General features: G+C 36.8%; 15 protein-coding genes and 2 riboswitches. Of the genes, 12 read left to right on the forward strand and 3 right to left on the reverse strand.

Annotation, left to right across the window (positions count from 1 at the left end; all coding sequences use genetic code 11):
• The first annotated feature begins 85 nt into the window (after nucleotides 1-85).
• From MKX72_RS02270 to MKX72_RS02285, 4 genes are all read left to right on the forward strand, one after another.
• Nucleotides 86-1,612, forward strand: coding sequence for a spore germination protein (locus tag MKX72_RS02270; RefSeq protein ID WP_155008808.1), 1,527 nt, complete (start codon nucleotides 86-88; stop codon nucleotides 1,610-1,612).
• Nucleotides 1,605-2,696, forward strand: a complete 1,092-nt coding sequence (locus tag MKX72_RS02275; protein WP_028412688.1) for a GerAB/ArcD/ProY family transporter — start codon at nucleotides 1,605-1,607, stop codon at nucleotides 2,694-2,696. The genes MKX72_RS02270 and MKX72_RS02275 overlap by 8 nt, the downstream gene beginning before the upstream one ends.
• Nucleotides 2,686-3,798 (forward strand): Ger(x)C family spore germination protein, encoded by a 1,113-nt coding sequence (locus MKX72_RS02280; protein WP_033580870.1) that lies wholly within the window; start codon nucleotides 2,686-2,688, stop codon nucleotides 3,796-3,798. Before MKX72_RS02275 ends, MKX72_RS02280 begins: the two co-directional genes overlap by 11 nt.
• 197 nt (nucleotides 3,799-3,995) lie before the next feature.
• Entirely contained in the window at nucleotides 3,996-4,451 is a 456-nt protein-coding gene (locus MKX72_RS02285) for a VanZ family protein (protein WP_224357742.1), read from the forward strand.
• Between the two features lie 167 nt (nucleotides 4,452-4,618).
• Here the strand turns inward: MKX72_RS02285 and thiC are convergent, their stop codons facing one another.
• Together thiC and MKX72_RS02295 are read right to left on the reverse strand one after the other, a co-directional pair.
• The gene (gene thiC / locus MKX72_RS02290) at nucleotides 4,619-6,388 is read right to left on the reverse strand and encodes a phosphomethylpyrimidine synthase ThiC (RefSeq protein WP_155008807.1); all 1,770 of its coding nucleotides are present in this window, start codon (nucleotides 6,386-6,388) and stop codon (nucleotides 4,619-4,621) included.
• Nucleotides 6,389-6,502: 114 nt separating this feature from the next.
• Nucleotides 6,503-6,617, reverse strand: a riboswitch (TPP riboswitch).
• 81 nt (nucleotides 6,618-6,698) lie between these two features.
• Nucleotides 6,699-6,989: a hypothetical protein gene (locus tag MKX72_RS02295; RefSeq protein WP_014461804.1), complete on the reverse strand. Its 291-nt coding sequence runs from the start codon at nucleotides 6,987-6,989 to the stop codon at nucleotides 6,699-6,701.
• Nucleotides 6,990-7,447: 458 nt separating this feature from the next.
• Here MKX72_RS02295 and MKX72_RS02300 point away from each other — a divergent pair, with 458 nt between their 5' ends.
• The 6 genes from MKX72_RS02300 to MKX72_RS02325 all read left to right on the forward strand — a co-directional run bounded on the left by MKX72_RS02300 (nucleotide 7,448) and on the right by MKX72_RS02325 (nucleotide 13,150).
• Nucleotides 7,448-8,272, forward strand: coding sequence for an undecaprenyl-diphosphate phosphatase (locus tag MKX72_RS02300; RefSeq protein ID WP_033580867.1), 825 nt, complete (start codon nucleotides 7,448-7,450; stop codon nucleotides 8,270-8,272).
• A 273-nt stretch (nucleotides 8,273-8,545) separates the two neighbouring features.
• A riboswitch (cyclic di-AMP (ydaO/yuaA leader) is annotated at nucleotides 8,546-8,685 on the forward strand.
• A gap of 106 nt (nucleotides 8,686-8,791) precedes the next feature.
• The gene (locus MKX72_RS02305; RefSeq protein ID WP_028412682.1) at nucleotides 8,792-10,051 is read left to right on the forward strand and encodes a cation:dicarboxylate symporter family transporter; all 1,260 of its coding nucleotides are present in this window, start codon (nucleotides 8,792-8,794) and stop codon (nucleotides 10,049-10,051) included.
• A gap of 213 nt (nucleotides 10,052-10,264) precedes the next feature.
• Complete coding sequence (ytvI, locus tag MKX72_RS02310) at nucleotides 10,265-11,296, forward strand: sporulation integral membrane protein YtvI (RefSeq protein ID WP_013055188.1); 1,032 nt, start codon at nucleotides 10,265-10,267, stop codon at nucleotides 11,294-11,296.
• Between the two features lie 161 nt (nucleotides 11,297-11,457).
• Nucleotides 11,458-12,063 carry a DedA family protein gene (locus MKX72_RS02315; protein WP_013055189.1) on the forward strand — a complete coding sequence of 202 codons (606 nt, stop codon included), beginning with the start codon at nucleotides 11,458-11,460 and terminating at the stop codon, nucleotides 12,061-12,063.
• 24 nt (nucleotides 12,064-12,087) lie between these two features.
• Nucleotides 12,088-12,879, forward strand: a complete 792-nt coding sequence (locus MKX72_RS02320; protein ID WP_155008806.1) for an EcsC family protein — start codon at nucleotides 12,088-12,090, stop codon at nucleotides 12,877-12,879.
• A 136-nt stretch (nucleotides 12,880-13,015) separates the two neighbouring features.
• Nucleotides 13,016-13,150, forward strand: coding sequence for a hypothetical protein (locus tag MKX72_RS02325; RefSeq protein ID WP_255256646.1), 135 nt, complete (start codon nucleotides 13,016-13,018; stop codon nucleotides 13,148-13,150).
• A gap of 129 nt (nucleotides 13,151-13,279) precedes the next feature.
• On the opposite strand, the gene MKX72_RS02330 is transcribed toward MKX72_RS02325, so the two are convergent.
• On the reverse strand, nucleotides 13,280-14,593 hold the full coding sequence (locus MKX72_RS02330) for an APC family permease (protein ID WP_028412680.1): 1,314 nt from the start codon (nucleotides 14,591-14,593) through the stop codon (nucleotides 13,280-13,282).
• 321 nt (nucleotides 14,594-14,914) lie between these two features.
• Here MKX72_RS02330 and MKX72_RS02335 point away from each other — a divergent pair, with 321 nt between their 5' ends.
• Together MKX72_RS02335 and MKX72_RS02340 are read left to right on the forward strand one after the other, a co-directional pair.
• Nucleotides 14,915-15,460: a hypothetical protein gene (locus MKX72_RS02335; protein ID WP_223546639.1), complete on the forward strand. Its 546-nt coding sequence runs from the start codon at nucleotides 14,915-14,917 to the stop codon at nucleotides 15,458-15,460.
• Between the two features lie 19 nt (nucleotides 15,461-15,479).
• A complete protein-coding gene (locus tag MKX72_RS02340; protein WP_098626869.1) occupies nucleotides 15,480-17,705 on the forward strand; it encodes an alpha-galactosidase in 2,226 nt (741 codons plus the stop codon).
• Nucleotides 17,706-17,834 lie beyond the last annotated feature (129 nt).

Consider the following 17,834-nt stretch of genomic DNA (forward strand, 5'->3'; position numbering starts at 1 on the left):
TCGCTGCGTCTTTTTGCATTTTTTTTACATACTATTTATTTTTTTAGAAACAATGAATATTAACAAGAGACATCGAGGCAGGTGAGTGGCACTGTTAATCAAACGAAGATCTAAATGGAAAAAAAGTCCTAACTCCCTTGAAGCAGAAGAAAAAGCAGAAATTGAACCTGGTAAAAACATAGAAGAAATTGTAAAAGAACTTGAAGAACGGTTAGATTATTCAAACGATATAGGGAAAAGACAGCTGAAATTTAATCACCAGAGTGCACTTTTAGTCTATTTTGTCCCTCTTATGGATTCAATGAAGCTAAACGATCATGTTATCAAACCTTTATTAATAGAAAAAGAAGGAGAGATAAAAGAAGTCATACAGGCCGCTTCGATTACTCCTACAAAAGATTTGGATGAAATGATTAGTTTAATGAGCCGAGGTGCGTCTATTCTACTAATTGAGAATGATTCGTTTGTTTATGCAATTGACTCTACCAAAACGGCTACAAGAGAAGTTAATCAAGCGCTGAACGAAAAAGTGGTTAGAGGTTCACAGGAAAGTTTTGTTGAGAGTTTGGACAAAAATCTAAACATGATGCGTCAAAAATTTTTAGATGGAAGCCTTATTGTACGCTACATCGAAGTAGGCAGTATTTCACGCACTCGAGTAGCAGTTTTATATCTGAAAAATATAGCGAACATAGACATTTGTAATATGATTATTGATCGTATCAAACAAATTGAAGTGGATGGAGTGGATAGTGGGAGTGTCATTGAAGAGGCTCTAGAAGATTCACCTCTGTCACCATTTCCTCAGCTGCTAAATACAGAAAGGCCGGACCGGGTGATGGGTAACCTGTTAGAAGGAAGAATGGCCGTTTTAACAAATGGAAATAGTTCTGCGTTAATTGCTCCTGTTAACTTTTTTACTTTTTATCAATCGCCTGAAGATTACAATACACGTGCACTTTATGGCTCATTTTTTCGACTTTTACGCGTGTTCAGTTTTTTTGTTGCCATGAGTTTACCTGCGATTTATATTGCAACGATTTCTTTTCATTACGAGTTAATTCCTTTGGACTTAGTATTTACGGTAAAAGGATCTCTTGAGAACGTTCCGTTTCCTCCGATAGTAGAGGCATTTATTATGGTATTGATATTGGAACTATTAAAAGAAGCATCGCTCAGGCTGCCTTCATCCATTGCTCAAACCATCGGGGTAGTTGGAGGATTAGTTATCGGCACAGCAATTGTTGAAGCGAGTTTAGTTTCAAATATGATGATTATTGTTATTGCTCTAACAGCCGTTTCTTCCTTTGTTGTGCCATCAAACGAAATGAGCACAACGCTGCGAATTTTAAGTTTTCCTATGATGATCGGAGCAGCCGTTTTTGGCTATTTGGGTATTGTTTTTGTACTAGTGCTCATCGTTATGCATTTAGTTATTTTAGAGTCCATTACGATGCCTTACTTAATTCCTTTTGCTCCATTTAGATTTTCCGGCTTAAAGGATGTCTTTGTAAGGATGCATCAGCTTTATTTGAATGAAAGGCCTGCTAATGCTAAGCCTCAAAAACGTAAACGTCAAAAAGCGATAAGGAATTGGGATTCAAATGAATAAAAATAGTATTTCAGCCAGTCAGCTGTTCTTTATCATCTTACAAACTCAAATTGGGATTGGTGTTTTAGGGTTACCTTATAACTTATTTAAAACGGCGCATACGGACGGCTGGATTTCCATGTTAATGAGCGGTTGTATTATTCAAGTCATTACATTATTCCACTGGGGATTAACGCATCGTTTGCCAGGTTTAACGCTGTATCAGATGACTAGCAAGCTGCTTGGTAAGTGGTTAGGTAATTTTTTGAATATAGGATATGTGTTTTATTACATTATTGTCTCAAGTGTCATTACGGTTTTATATGTAAACGTGTTAAAGCGCTGGCTTTATCACTTGACGCCAGCTTATGTTCTTGTCTTTTTATTAGTTGTTATTGCGTTATATTTTGCAAAAGAGAATGTACGCAATATAGGGCGTTTTTTTACTATTGTATCTGTATTTTTAATTATTTTGGTATTATTGGTGTCAAATGCTTATAAAGAGGCCGATGTCCGGTATCTATTTCCGATTGGGCACAGCGGTATTCAAAATATTTTGCTGGCGTCAAAAGAAGGAAGTATCTCAATGTTAGGTTTTGAAGCTATTTTAATTTTAGCACCGTTTGTAAAAGCAAAGTCTACGACGACTTTAAAAATGGTCATGCTTAGTAATTGTATCGTTACGATTTTATATGTGTATATTATCATTGCTTGTTATATGTTTTTTAGCCCAGATGAAATTTTAATTGTACCAGAACCGGTTTTATATATTTTGAAGGCGACGCAAAACTCAGTTATCGAACGAATCGATTTGGTTTTTATTACTTTTTGGATCATTTCTGTTATTACGTCCCTTATTATATATGTATATATTTCAAGTGTAGGCATGCAGGAAATCTTCAAAAAGAAAACTCACCGTCCATTTGTTCCAATTGTATTGATATTTGTAACAGGTCTTTCCATTTATTTTTCAAAAACGGATCAGCTTGTCGCAGCTTTGTCTCAAACAACTAATTATTTAATTTACGTATTCATTTTCTGTATTCCTATCTGTTTGCTATTATTGTCATGGATTAGAAAAGGAACTGTAAAAAATGAAGGATAAACTGATCAAGATAATGAGCATATGTTTAGTTTTAAGTTTTCTAACGGGGTGCTGGGATCAAAAAATGTTAAAAGATACGATGTTTTTGTCTACGGTAGCTTATGAAAAAAAGAAAGGAAATAAGGTGCTTTCTACTATTGCTATCCGCTCATATACGTCTAAAGAAGGGACTTTAGTAAATAAAACTTATCATGTAGCAGGGGATTCACCTCGAGATGATCGAACAAAAATCAACCAGCAGGTTTCTGGAATTGTTATGTCTGCCAAAAAGAGAATAATCTTATTTGAAGATCGATTAGCTAAAGAAGGTATACTAGAATTATCAGACGTCTTATATCGCACACCGGAAAGTCCTCTAACGGCTAAGTATGTCATTGTAGAAGGGAAACCGAGTACGATAGTTGAGCTACAGCAAGTAGGAGAAGAGCTAATTGGAGAATATTTAGACGGAGTTGTCCATACGGCTGAAGTCAATTCCTTAGTGCCAATTGAAACTCTTCAGTCACTTTGTACCGTGTTGTTTGATGAAGGAAAAGGGCTAGCTCTTCCTTATATGAAATTAAATACTGAAAATAAGACCGTTGATGTAATCGGTACAGCTTTGTTTAATGAAGATAAATTTTCAGGTATTACATTAAATTCCGATGAATCTAAGGCGCTTCTTTTATTAGGAAATCAAAAAGACAAATATATGATTATGAGTCACAAAATTACCATACATGATCAACAGTATGTAGTATCGTATGATGTGTCAGATGCTAAAGCAAAAATGCACGTTAAACCTGATGCGGTGCACGGAGCAAAAGTAATCATACCGCTAAATATAAAAGTAAGTATTAATGAATTTACTAAAAATGAAATGTCATCTCCTGCATTAACAAAAAACGTACAGAAAGAAATTGAAAAGATTCTACAAAAGAAAGCTGAAAAAGTAGTTGAAAAGCTGCAAAAAGCTAACTGTGATTTTCTTGAAATAGGAAGAGAAGTAGCTGCTTATCATCCGAGTATATGGAAAAGGCTTAAATGGAGACAGGACTATAAAAACATCTCGATTAATCCGAAAGTACAAGTGGAAATTATCCATCGTGGAGTTATTAATTAACAAAAGTCATGCGAAAAGCGTGGCTTTTTTAATTGAAAAAATTTTAGTTTACAAAATAACAAAAAGGGAATTGTATTTATTTATTGATGTGATAGGATAAAAAAGCATATAAATGCATTCACTACGAATGAAAGCAGTGGACGGGTACATATAGATAATAATAAATGGTTTTGGGAGTCAAAGAAGGTGATGTTGAAGTGAATGTAAGCATCAGGTCAATTGTTAAAAAAGTCATGTTCACTCTATTTATTGCGTATACGGCAGTGGTCATTTATGCTACTCTCATACGGGAAAACGAACATGTTTACGGAAAAGCAATGAACTTGGATTTATTTAGTACAATCCGTCTGATGTGGGACAGCGGTAATATAATGCTCACTCTGACAAATATACTGGGAAATATCGTGATGTTTGCGCCGCTTGGAATGTTTATTCCGTTGTTTATGAAGTGGTTTGACGGTTTTATTCAAGTCTTTACGACGGGTTTCTTAATCAGTTTTCTGATTGAAATTTTACAGTACAAGCTAACGGAACGAGTATTTGATATTGATGATATCTTTTTGAACACGCTAGGTACATTTATAGGCTGGGTTATTATTAAAATACTATATTGGATTAAGAACATGCTGAAAGCACGTTTCAAAAAAAGATGAAAGGACTTCTTTACGAAGTCCTTTTTGCATCTTGTTGATAGAAACACTTAATGCAGCGTCTTACGGAAGAATGTGAGGATTCAACGATAATGTGCTGACAATTTTGCTGAACAAATAATAACTTTCCTTCAAGCTGCTTAATTTGTTTTTTAAGCTGTTCTACTTCATTATTGATAGATATTTGAACCACTGTTAACAAACTCTTTAGCTTTTTCTTTCATTCCTTCTTTTCTTACTTCGTTTACATCTTTTTCATTTTCTTGAGCCATGTTACGAATATCTTGAGAAATACGCATCGAACAGAATTTAGGTCCACACATTGAACAGAAATGGGCTGTTTTAGCACCTTCAGCGGGAAGTGTTTCATCGTGATATTCTTTTGCGCGCTCTGGATCTAGTGACAGGTTAAATTGATCATTCCATCTAAATTCAAATCTTGCTTTAGACAGAGCATTATCGCGTTTTTGTGCTCCTGGATGGCCTTTTGCTAGGTCAGCAGCATGCGCAGCAATTTTATAGGTGATAACGCCTTCGCGAACGTCTTCTTTATTCGGGAGTCCTAAATGTTCTTTTGGCGTTACGTAGCAAAGCATAGCTGTCCCAAACCAGCCAATCATTGCAGCACCAATACCTGATGTAATATGGTCATAGCCTGGAGCGATGTCGGTTGTAAGCGGTCCAAGAGTATAGAAGGGAGCTTCCTGGCATATTTCCATTTGTTTATCTACGTTTTCTTTGATGAGATGCATTGGAACATGTCCAGGACCTTCAATCATAACTTGAACATCGTGTTTCCAAGCAATTTTAGTTAATTCACCAAGCGTTTCTAATTCACCGAACTGTGCCTCATCATTAGCATCTGCAATGGAACCAGAACGTAGCCCATCGCCAAGCGAAATAGCAATATCGTATGCTTTACAGATTTCACAGATTTCTTCAAAGCGAGTATATAAAAAGTTCTCTTCATGATGAGCTAAACACCACTGCGCCAAGATGGATCCTCCGCGTGAAACAATACCTGTCGTACGTTTCGCTGTCAGAGGAATATAACGTAAAAGAACACCTGCGTGAATAGTAAAGTAATCAACACCTTGTTCTGCTTGTTCAATTAATGTATCGCGGTATGCTTCCCACGTTAGATCTTCTGCTACGCCTTTTACTTTTTCAAGCGCTTGGTAAATAGGAACGGTCCCTACAGGAACAGGCGAGTTGCGGATAATCCATTCGCGTGTTGTGTGAATATCCTTTCCTGTTGATAGATCCATAATTGTATCGGCTCCCCAACGCGTTGCCCATGTCATTTTTTCTACTTCATCTTCAATAGCTGAACGAATAGCTGAATTTCCGATATTAGCATTAATTTTCACATGGAATTTGCGGCCGATAATCATCGGTTCGCTCTCAGGGTGATTGATATTATTAGGGATAATTGCACGTCCTCTTGCTACTTCTTCACGCACAACTTCAGGATTCATCTGTTCACGAATAGCGATAAATTCCATTTCGGGCGTGATAATTCCTTTTTTCGCATAGTGCATTTGCGTTACATTTTGATTTTTTTTCGCGCGCAAAGGTAAACGTTTAGTGATAAAGCGATCGTACTGATCTCTTGGATCACCGTCATAATAACCGTTATCCTGTGGCTGAACCGTACGGCCTTGATATGTTTCTACATCGTTTCGTTCTGCAATCCACTTTTCGCGCAGAGCCGGTAATCCTTTTTGTAAATTAATTTCATAAGAGGGATCTGTATAAACACCGCTCGTGTCGTATACACGTACGGGACTATTTTCTTCTTCACCAAAAGACCCTGTAGTAGGAGACTGATGAATTTCACGCATAGGTACTTTAAGGTCTTGTCTGGATCCTTGGACATATACTTTGTGACTGTTTGGAAAAGGCTTTTTCATAGAAACTGATACATTTTGTTTTGACATTACATATTCCTCCGGTTTCGCATAAAGTGTAGCTATACCGAACCATAAAAAAAATCGGGTTCTGTGATAGACAGAACCCGATGGAATAGGCAAAAAAAGAATAAACATATACTATTCTTTTCAAGACTACTTCCCTCCGCTGGTATAACCCAAATCAGGTTCAAAGGGTTAAAGAGTTTTATTGCACTCTTCTCTCAGTCTGAGCTATCAGACACCCCTAGTAGAAATAACATTCAAATTATTCAATTTACGGCTTAAGTTTACCATCATTCGGTAAAAAATCAACCCTTAAATAAAAAAAGCTAGACAATTAGCGTTGTCTAGCAGCATCGATTGCAATCACAATAGCTGTAATAATATGCATGATAAATCCCAAAAATGGAATCCAAGCAACCAGTGAGGTAACAAGCCCTAGTATGTTTCCATAAGCAGATAACCCTCGTCTATTAGCTAAAATGAGTGTGATAGCATGAAGAATAAATCCAATAAAAAGAGGAGTATAGCTAAAGCCCATAACAATCCCCGCGCCAATTAAAGGAATTCCCAGCAAGGCTTCATACCCAGCAGTGACCCATTTCATTGTACGTACATTTCCATTCATAGTAAAAAGCCTCCTAAAAAAGATACTACTATATACGAGAAAAGAGAGAAAAAAGTTTCAAATTACTTAGGGGATATGTCGTATAAGTCAGCCCTATTGGATTAAAATGATAGATGACAGTAAAGGGGGATGGAAAAAACATAATGATTTAGTCATTTTTTCACACTAAAGAAAAATAGTCTAGATGATTCATTTTTAGCTAAGGGACCAGAATTTATACTGAACATAGTGACTGCTTTTTAAAATAAATAAAAGCTGATATCGTGTTTTTTGGTTGTAGCATGTAAGCTTTTTATTACAAATTATTAAAGATTCTTATCTTTTTGCAAATACACATTGTATTTCATAGTTTTAACAATTATGATAAAAAAGCAAGTGTCAAAATAGGAAAATAGTTGAGCATGTAAAACGAAGCGATAAGCTTATTAATTTGAAAGAAAGGCAAGGTACATAGCTTTATGTGGGAAATTATTGTAGCAATCATTTTAGGGATTGTAGAAGGTTTAACAGAGTTTGCTCCCGTTTCGTCAACTGGGCATATGATTATTGTGGATGACCTGTGGTTAAATTCAAAAGAATTATTTTCATCTCCAGTAGCTAATACATTTAAGATTGTTATTCAGCTAGGGTCGATCTTAGCAGTAGTTGTTATTTTTAAAGATCGTTTTATTAATTTATTAGGATTAGGAAAAAAACCAGCTGCTGCAATTGGACCGACAAATCGCTTAAATTTAATGCAGGTAATTGTTGGTTTGTTACCCGCAGGAGTGTTAGGCCTTTTGTTTGATGATTACATTGATGAACATTTGTTTTCTTTAAATACGGTGCTAATTGGCTTAGTGGTCGGAGCTGTATTAATGATTCTAGCAGATTTGTTTGGACCTAAACGTCCGCGTGTAGAGACGGTGGACCAAATGTCTTATGGACAAGCACTAGGTATAGGACTGTTTCAATGTATTGCTCTTTGGCCAGGTTTTTCTCGTTCAGGCTCAACGATTTCAGGAGGGGTTCTTCTTGGAATGAGCCATAAGGCAGCCGCAGATTTTACATTTATTATGGCAGTGCCAATTATGGCAGGAGCAAGTGGACTTTCATTGGTTAAAAACTGGCAGTATTTCACATCAGATGCACTACCGTTTTTTATTGCTGGTTTTATCAGCGCCTTTATTTTTGCGCTTATATCGATTCGCTTTTTCTTAAAATTAATCAACCGCATTAAATTAGTTCCGTTTGCCATTTATCGAATTATCTTAGCGGCTATTCTATATTTTGTATTTTTATAAAATAAATAAGCGTATTTTATAGACATTTAAACTTCTGATAAAGACTTAAAAAGCAAGAAAAAGCTATTGCAACATTGCAATAGCTTTTTTGCATAAATATATATTATTGTCTTTTGAAAGCGTTTTATAAACATGGGTATTGACAAAACGTGTCGAAAAATAGTAAATTAATATTTGTGCAGTATAAAGTTAAGTAAAAGTAAGACTTCTGTTTAGTTTTATTGACTGTAAAAAACGTATGACAACGTATAGATCGTTTTAATTTTATAAAAATTGAATAATAAGCTTAATCGTATAGAGCGGGGGAATCATTATCGGCAGTAAAGCTGCCTTGGGGTGAATCCTTACAAAAGGTAGGAAACTCTCAATTCCGAATCCGACAGTTAACCTCGTTTGCTTTATTGAGAGAAAGAGCCCAAAATAGCGTAAGTAAAAGGCTGTTCTTTCTTAAGAATAGTCTTTTTTTGTTTTTTCAGAAAAGTATATACAAATGTCATACATCTTTGGGGAGGTACATCTATGAAAAAAATTCGTTTTGGTTTGGCTACGCAGATTTTTACCGGTTTAATCCTCGGTGTTCTTGTAGGAGTAATTTGGTTTAACGATCCGCGTGTAGTAACATACCTGCAGCCGCTGGGAGACTTGTTCTTAAGATTGATTAAGATGATTGTTATTCCAATTGTTATCTCAAGTTTAGTCGTTGGAGTTGCAGGAGCAGGTAGCGGTAAACAGGTCGGAAAGCTGGGCGTTAAAACCATTCTCTATTTTGAAATTATTACAACTTTCGCAATTGTAATCGGTGTATTGATTGCTAATATTTTTCACCCTGGACAAGGTGTAGACATTCATTCAGCACAGAAGAGTGATATTTCACAATACGTTGAAACATCCGAACAGCAAGAAGGAAAGTCAGTGGCTGAAACGTTCTTACACATTGTTCCGACAAACTTTTTCCAGTCAATTGTTGAAGGGGACATGCTAGCAATTATCTTTTTTACAGTATTGTTCGCACTTGGAGTAGCGGCAATTGGAGAAAGAGGAAAGCCTGTTGTTCAATTCTTTGACGGCGTTTCTCACGCAATGTTTCACGTGGTAAACCTAGTAATGAAAGTGGCTCCGATTGGAGTATTTGCTTTAATTGGTGTAACAGTTTCGAAATTCGGTTTAGAGTCACTTCTTTCATTAGGAAAGCTTGTTATCTTAGTTTACTTAGCGTTAATTTTCTTCCTACTTGTTGTATTAGGAGGAATTGCGAAATGGGCAGGAATTAACATTTTCCACTTATTCCGCTATATGAAAGATGAACTGTTGTTAGCATACAGTACATCTAGTTCTGAGACAGTTCTTCCGCGAATTATGGAAAAACTTGAAAAGATGGGCTGTCCAAAAGCTATCGTATCGTTCGTTGTACCAATTGGTTATACATTTAACCTAGATGGTTCTGTTCTCTATCAAGCGATTGCAGCGTTATTCTTAGCGCAGGTGTATGGTATTGATTTAACGATCGTTCAACAGCTGACGCTCATTCTGGTATTGATGGTTACATCTAAAGGAATGGCTGCGGTGCCAGGAACATCATTTGTTGTATTACTGGCTACTCTTGGAACAATCGGCGTTCCGGCAGAAGGATTAGCCTTCATTGCGGGAGTAGACAGAATCATGGATATGGCACGTACGGTTGTTAACTTAGTAGGAAACACACTAGCAGCAATTGTGATGTCTAAATCTGAAGGCAAATTTGACCCTAAAAAAGGTACAGAGGTCATGAGAGCCGGCTAATTTATAAATTAAAAAGCTACTTATTCTATTCAAAAAATTAGAATAAGTAGCTTTTTTCATAATAATTCCTTTATTATTATGGAAATTGACCCTATAATATGTAACATCAGGTATAAATATATCCAAATTTTATTCTTACATAAAAGCAGTCACTGGTTCCTTTCTTTATCAATAAATATAGAGATAGCTTAGCTAGTTGGGGGATAGTAGAGTATGTGGAAAAAGCGAATATGGGTCATCGCCTCGATAGTAATCGTATGTTTGTTAATCCCTTACAGTTTACCGATTGTGTTTGCTTTATTAACAGCATTAGCGCTTGAGGGTATTGTTCAAAAATTGCATCAATCTTTTAAAATGAAGAGAGTCTACGCAGTGCTTATGACCTTCATTTTATATGTTGTTTCGCTCATACTTATTGGATTTTTTATTGTTCGGACAATCGTTACGCAAGTGGTTGCTCTTTCAAAGATAGCGCCTTCATTTGTAAAAGAAATCTATGAAACCGCGATTTATCCAACTATTATCAAGTGGAAATACTATTCAAACGCTCTTCCTACAGAAGTGATTTCTTCTATCGAGCGCACGCTTGAAAAAACCGTAAATTCATTAGATTCTCTATTAAAAAGTACCGTGGAAATCATCATTAGCTTTGCTGCTACTGTTCCTGGGTTTCTACTAGAGTTTCTTATTTATTTAGTAGCGCTTGTATTTATCAGCCTTGAGCTGCCTGCTATTAAAAATAAAATTAAGTCATTTTTAACAGAAGAAACGAAATATAAGCTACAAGTTGTCATCACTCAGCTTATCCAAGCGGGGGTTGGTTTTATTAAGGCACAAATTATTTTAAGTGTCATGACGTTTGTAATGGCTTATGTAGGGCTTTGGCTATTAGATGTTCCGTATACCGCGCTGCTTAGTTTATTAATTGTAATTGTCGATATCTTACCAATCCTTGGGACAGGCTCGGTGCTCGTTCCATGGGGGATTTTTGCTCTTACGCAAGGACATGACTCATTAGCAATCGGCTTATTTATTCTATTTGGAGTCATTACGGTAGTAAGACGTGTAGTAGAACCAAAAGTATTTTCTACAAATATGGGTATTTCACCTTTGGCTGCATTAGTTAGTTTGTACATTGGATTTAAACTTTTAGGTTTTGTCGGGTTGTTTTTAGGACCGGCTTTAGTTATTTTATACGATGCTCTTCGTAAAGTAGGTATTATTCAAATTAACTTTAAACTATAAAAGCGCTGGATAAAACTAGCGCTTTTTTTTTATTGAAACTTTTGTAGTACGTCATACGTAAAGAGGGAAAGGAAAAAACTATGTCGCGTTGGTTTTTATCTATCAATCGGCTAAATTATAGTTTTGCAGTCTTAGATTTAATGACATGAGGAGGAGAATTTTTGTTAGAGTCGGTTTTACTTTCTTTAATTGAAGCGCTAAAACAGCTCTCTTATTTTGGCGTAATTTTAGCATTAACGTTTGAGTTTGTCCCCGCAGAGCTTGTTTTACCTTTAGTAGGGTATTGGGTGTACCAAGGTGATATGAACTTGTATCTGGCTATCCTTGCAGGTACAGTAGGCGGTGTGTGTGGACCGTTGACTCTTTATGCACTGGGACGTTACGGTGGACGACCGCTAGTTTTAAAATATGGAAAATATTTTTTGGTGAAAGAAAAAGAAATTGACGCTGCCGATCGCTTTTTTAATAAGTACGGCAGCGGGGTCGCTTTTTTTGGACGGTTTATTCCAGGAGTGCGTACGGCTATCTCTTTTCCATGCGGGATGGCAAAAATGAATGTATGGCTGTTTTCTATTTACACATTTGTTGCGATGCTTCCAGTAACGGCTATTTACGTATATTTAGGATATAAGTTAGGACCTAAGTGGAAAGAGGTGGGTCCGATTGTATCTCAATACATGCAGCCTATTGGAATCGGAATTGTTGTTTTAATTGCGTTGTTTTTTATCATTAAATATGTGCGGAATAAACAAGTAGGACAGAGCTGATAAATCGAGGAAAAGAGTGAGGATATGTCAGAGCATGAACAATTGAGAATAGAATTGCGAAAAATTGAAAAGTGGGAGAAAGACCAAAAAGGACTTTTTTTCTGGGAGCGGCTGGCTCGCTTGCCTTTTTCAGCTTTAGATAAAGTAACGCCAAAGTTCATTCATCAAAAAATAGAAAAATTATTAGATGAAATTGCTAAGTATGTTGATAATGGAGGCCAGTATTTAGCTAATACGTCTGCCACGCTAGAGAAAGCATCAGCCCAATTACAAGAAAATAAGCAGCTGTCAATAGAGGATGTTCAGCATTTATCTCTGCAGGAAATGGATGAGTTGGCGGAGTATTTTATTGAAGTCCGAAAAAAGAATGCGCAGCTGCAAGGAGCTACAACCGGAGTAGGTGGAATTTTCACACTGGCGATTGATATTCCTTTTGTATTGGGACTTACGCTTAAGACACTGCAAGAAGTGGCTGTTTCTTATGGTTACGATCCCACTGAGCAAGAGGAACGCATTTTTATGGTCAAATGCATGCAGTTTTCATCCTCTGATATTGTAGGAAAGCGTGCGATTTTAGAAGAATTAGCAAGCGGCAATCGAACGCGGAGCTTGCAGCAGCTCCAAGGTTGGAGAGAAGTGTTTCTAACCTATAGAGACAACTTGGGATGGAAAAAGCTATTTCAAATGATTCCTATAGCAGGGATGGTGTTTGGGGCGTATATTAACAAACAAGCGATTAGCGATATAGGAGAAGTTGGAATGATGCTTTACCGTAAAAGACGCATTTTAGAAAAAGTCTCACAATCTAAAAAATAAAAATAGGCTGGTATGAAAGTATTTTAGTTGAAGAAAAATCCGAACGAGTTTGATTCTTAGTTGAGAATCAAATACGTTCGGATTTTTTTATTGATATAGTAAATGTAGCTTTCATGTATTTAGTTGCCTCTAGGTGTTGATTGGAGGGCAAGGCGAAGACTCCTGCGGAAAAAGCGGAACAGATGAGACCCCGCAGGAGCGCAAGCGACGAGGAGGCTCAACGGCCGCCCGCGGAAAGCGAAGCCTTGCACGGAAATCAACAGCGGTGTAACGAGCGATTCATATTAGATCGTTTACCTTTTTGTTCGTGTGTAGATGGGATTGATTTGTTTATGTCTCAATTACTTTTTTTCGACATTATTTCTAGGGAAATATGTCGAGGTGTGTTAAGCCTATTTCCTTAATCAAAATGAAAAGTAGGAATGGTAATAGTATTTTTTCGTCTGGCAATCAGTAAATAAATAATTCCAATTATACTCCATACAATACCGATAAATAAGGATGTTTTTTCTAAGTTAAGCCACATAAAAAATAAAAATAAACTGCCGAGTAAAGGCATAAGTACATATGAAATATATCCACTGAGAGATCGTTTGTTTTGTTGAATAAAATAATGGATAAAAACCGCTATGTTAACTGAACTGAACGCAATTAAAGCACCAAAATTAATTAAAGAGGTAGCTTTTTCAAGAGACAGACTTAGTGAAATTAAAGAGAGACCACCAATAATGACTACGTTCCAAACAGGCGTCTTTGTTTTAGGGTGAATATAGCCAAAAATTCTCCGTGGCAGATAACCATCTTTCCCAATTGCGTAGAGAAGTCTTGATGCACTCATATGTGAGACAAGTCCAGAAGCAATAGTTGATGTTAAGGCTGCTGCTACAAAAATAGATTGAAACAGCTGGCCGCCAATTTTATAAGCGATTTCAGCCGATGCACCTTCTAAATCATGAAACAAAGAGGCTGAAGGGAAAAGAAGCTGAGCAAAGTAAGAAACCGTAATAAATAAGGCGCCTCCCGTACATGCAATAATGAGAATCCCTTTGGGAATGGTTTTCTCAGGCTTAAGTGTTTCTTCAGCCATGGTGGTTACAGCATCAAACCCTAAAAAAGAAAAGCATAAAATAGCTGCTCCGTTTAATAAAAGAGATATAGAAGCCGATTCACTTATAAACGGTTTAAATGATAGCTCTTGCCCTTGAGTTGTAGCACTTAAAATAATAAAGATGATAGCTACTAAAATTTGAAAAGCAACTAATAGCGTACCAAAAGAAACGGTTAAATGAACGCTAAAAATATTCATTATGGTCATGATGACCACAAAGCTGATAATCCATACGGCTTTTGGAACACCTGGAAACAGAGAGCTTAGGTAAATATTTGTCAAAAGTGCATTAATCATCGGTAGAAATAGATAATCAAGAAGAGCCGTCCATCCTACCAAAAAACCAATGCTTGGATTCATTACTTGCTGTGCGTATGTATAAGAAGAACCAGCTCCAGGAAAAGCTTTTACCATTTTTCCATAACTAATGGCTGTGAATAAAATAGCAATCAACGTGAATGCATAAGCACCTGAAACATGTCCATCTGTGGATTCAGTTACAATGCCAAATGTATCGAAAACGGCCATGGGTGCCATGTAGCCTAATCCTATCACGACGATATGCCATAATTTTAGTTGTTTAAGAAGAGAAGGTCCATGATTCATATTTGTCATCCTTTCTGTGTATAATCATTCTGCAATATTTATTATTATACTATATTGTTAGATTTGTCATCTTTTTTTGAAAAAGAAGAGAAAATTGCGCGCTAAGAGATAAAGAGCGTTTAGTTAATTACTAGATAAAGCAAAAAAATGCTTTTTTTCACTTTGATTTTTACCATTGAGTCTAGAAAGCATTTTACATAAAATGAAAGAAAGTAAAAAAGCTTTCGATTAGTATGATCTACTTGTAATAAATACGAAAACAAACTTTTGAATGCGGTTACATTTTTGCGGGTGTATAAACTTATAATGATGATAAAGGAGATGAAGGAAGTGATTGCTACACCCTATATAAACTTGGAGATAAACAAGGGACCAGGTGTGCATGTTGTATTGGATGAAACAAAAAAAGATGGTGTTTATTTTATTAAATTAACGGTCAAGTCGATTAAAAAAAGAAGTCTTCCAAAAATGGCGTTAAAATGGAGCGTTCCGTTGTTAGATATCCAGCTATATAAATCTATACAAACTAGTCAGGGAGATGTGAGTACCTCTTCTGTTCATTGTTTTATGAATAAAAATGGCTCTAACCGCTACACTATTGCATGTTCAGACATACTTCACCCTATTCGGTGTGCCCCCAATTGGAAGGAAATGTGTCTAGATGTGGAGATGAACTTATTTAGTGAAAGCACTTGGTCTCTTCATAGCTACGAAACTGAACTGCGAGTAGATACAAGAATGATTGAAACAGAAGAGTTATTCAAAGATTTAGCGAAATGGTATGAAAGAAAAGAGATTAATCTAGCATCTGCTGTTGAGCATGCAACGGCAATAGATGAAAAAGGAAATGTCTCGTTAGATATTTGATGGTGAGGAGAGAGATAGAGTGGGGATCTTATTTAATGAACGTACAAAGGAGTTTCACCTGCAGGGCCGCGATGTAAGTTATATCTTTTCAGTGTTGAGAAACGAGCAGCTTGGTCACTTATACTATGGAAAAAAGCTTAAGCACCGTCCGTCTTTTCAGCATTTTTTACGTGTGGAAACAAGAGGAGCTAGCGCTTCGGTCTATGAAGGAGAACTAGCATTTTCTCTTGAAACAATCAAACAAGAGTATCCTTCTTATGGGACAACAGACTTCAGAGAGCCAGCCTACCAACTTCTTCAGCAAAACGGAAGCCGAGTCACCAATTTTGAATACGATAACCATAAAATTTACAAGGGCAAGAAGCTATTAAACGGCTTACCTGCTACATACGTAGAAGAAGAGAGTGAAGCCACGAGTGTAGAAGTTGAACTGATTGATAAATTGCTCAATGCATCACTTATTTTAACGTATACCGTTTACGAAGACCGAAATATTATTACGCGTCACGCAAGATTTGAACATAGAGGAGAAGAACCAGTCGATATTTTGCGTATCATGAGCGGCAGCATTGATTTGCCCACATCAAACTATGAAATGGTTCAGCTTTCCGGTGCTTGGATTCGAGAGAGACACGTGAAAACAAGAATGCTTCAGCCGGGTATTCAAAGTATTTCTAGTGCGAGAGGTACAAGCAGCAGTCAGCAAAACCCGTTTTTAATTTTAAAGAATCCAGATGCAACTGAACACAGTGGAGAAGCGTATGGTTTTAGTCTTGTATACAGCGGAAACTTTCTTGGACAAGTGGAAGTAGATCACTATAATGTATCAAGAATAACGATGGGTATTCACCCTTTTGATTTTCAGTGGAGACTAGAAAGTGGACAAACTTTTCAATCACCAGAACTAGTATTGGCTTATTCAAATAACGGGCTAAACGGTCTTAGCCAAGAGTATCATGAGCTTTATCGCAAGCGTCTCGCTAGAGGGAAATGGCGGGATTTAGAGCGACCAGTTTTAATTAATAACTGGGAAGCGACGTATTTTGATTTTAACGAAGAGAAAATTGTACACATTGCCAAAGAAGCACAAAAGCTGGGTGTTGAACTTTTTGTATTGGATGACGGCTGGTTTGGTAAACGTAATGATGATACAACTTCTCTTGGAGACTGGTTTGTAGATGAAAATAAGCTTCCGGGCGGTATGAAATCATTGGCTCAAAAAGTAACGGATTTAGGTATGGACTTTGGATTATGGTTTGAACCTGAAATGATTTCAAAGCAAAGCAACTTGTATGAAAAGCATCCAGATTGGTTGATTCATGTGCCAAATCGTCATCAGTCTCATGGACGAAATCAATATGTGCTTGATTTTTCACGAGAAGAAGTAGTGAATTATATTTATGAACGAATGGAAGCTATTTTAAGTGAAGCACCTATCTCGTATATAAAATGGGATATGAACCGAAATATAACGGAGATTGGATCTGTTGGGCTACCCGCGAATCGCCAGTTTGAAGTAGTACATCGCTACATTTTAGGAGTATATGATTTGTATGAGCGACTAACAAAGAAGTTTCCGGATATTTTATTTGAATCGTGTGCAAGCGGGGGCGCTAGATTTGATCCGGGAATGCTTTATTATGCTCCTCAAGCTTGGACGAGCGATAACACGGACGCGATTGAACGTCTGAAAATTCAGTACGGCACGTCTTTTGCTTATCCAATCAGTTCAATGGGAGCACACGTATCAGCCGTACCAAATCATCAAGTACGCAGAGTAACAAGTCTAGAAACAAGAGGAGACGTTGCGTATTTTGGCGCATTCGGTTATGAATTAGATGTTACGCTGATGACAGAAGATGAAAAAGAAACGGTAAAAAAACAAATTCAGTATTATAAAAAATACCGATCTCTTATTCAAAATGGAAGATTCTATCGATTAAAAAGTCCGTTTGAACAAGATGGAAATGTGACGAGCTGGATGGTTGTTTCATCCGATCAAAAACAGGCAATCATCGGTTATTATCAAGTATTAGCTAGATCAAATCCTTCTTATGAACGCATTGAGCTAAAAGGGCTTCATCCTGATTATGAATATACAGTGATGGAAACAGACCAAACAGCTTATGGAGATGAGCTCATGTACGCAGGAATTGCTCTAACTCATGAATATCCGGGTGTTGAAGCATACGATAAAAAATCTGGAGACTTTGTATCGGTTATTTACACACTGCAAGCGCAATAAGCAAAGAGGCTGGGACATAACGAAATAAATCCAATCGAAAGATGAACAAATGAGATACATGAGCTGGACTGCTTATGACACCGCAATTGATTTCCGTGCAAGGCTTCGCTTTCGCTCCTGCGGGGTCTC

The sequence above is a fragment of the Priestia sp. FSL R5-0597 genome, from assembly GCF_038006305.1.
GTDB classification, from domain to species: Bacteria; Bacillota; Bacilli; order Bacillales; family Bacillaceae_H; genus Priestia; species Priestia zanthoxyli.

Coding starts and splice junctions, on each gene's coding strand:
- MKX72_RS02275 (WP_028412688.1), top strand. CDS start 1,605: ATGAATAAAAATAGTATTTCAGCCAGTCAGCTGTTCTTTATCATCTTA.
- MKX72_RS02280 (WP_033580870.1), top strand. CDS start 2,686: ATGAAGGATAAACTGATCAAGATAATGAGCATATGTTTAGTTTTAAGT.
- thiC (WP_155008807.1), bottom strand. CDS start 6,388: ATGTCAAAACAAAATGTATCAGTTTCTATGAAAAAGCCTTTTCCAAAC.
- MKX72_RS02295 (WP_014461804.1), bottom strand. CDS start 6,989: ATGAATGGAAATGTACGTACAATGAAATGGGTCACTGCTGGGTATGAA.
- MKX72_RS02300 (WP_033580867.1), top strand. CDS start 7,448: ATGTGGGAAATTATTGTAGCAATCATTTTAGGGATTGTAGAAGGTTTA.
- MKX72_RS02305 (WP_028412682.1), top strand. CDS start 8,792: ATGAAAAAAATTCGTTTTGGTTTGGCTACGCAGATTTTTACCGGTTTA.
- ytvI (WP_013055188.1), top strand. CDS start 10,265: ATGTGGAAAAAGCGAATATGGGTCATCGCCTCGATAGTAATCGTATGT.
- MKX72_RS02320 (WP_155008806.1), top strand. CDS start 12,088: ATGTCAGAGCATGAACAATTGAGAATAGAATTGCGAAAAATTGAAAAG.
- MKX72_RS02330 (WP_028412680.1), bottom strand. CDS start 14,593: ATGAATCATGGACCTTCTCTTCTTAAACAACTAAAATTATGGCATATC.
- MKX72_RS02335 (WP_223546639.1), top strand. CDS start 14,915: ATGAAGGAAGTGATTGCTACACCCTATATAAACTTGGAGATAAACAAG.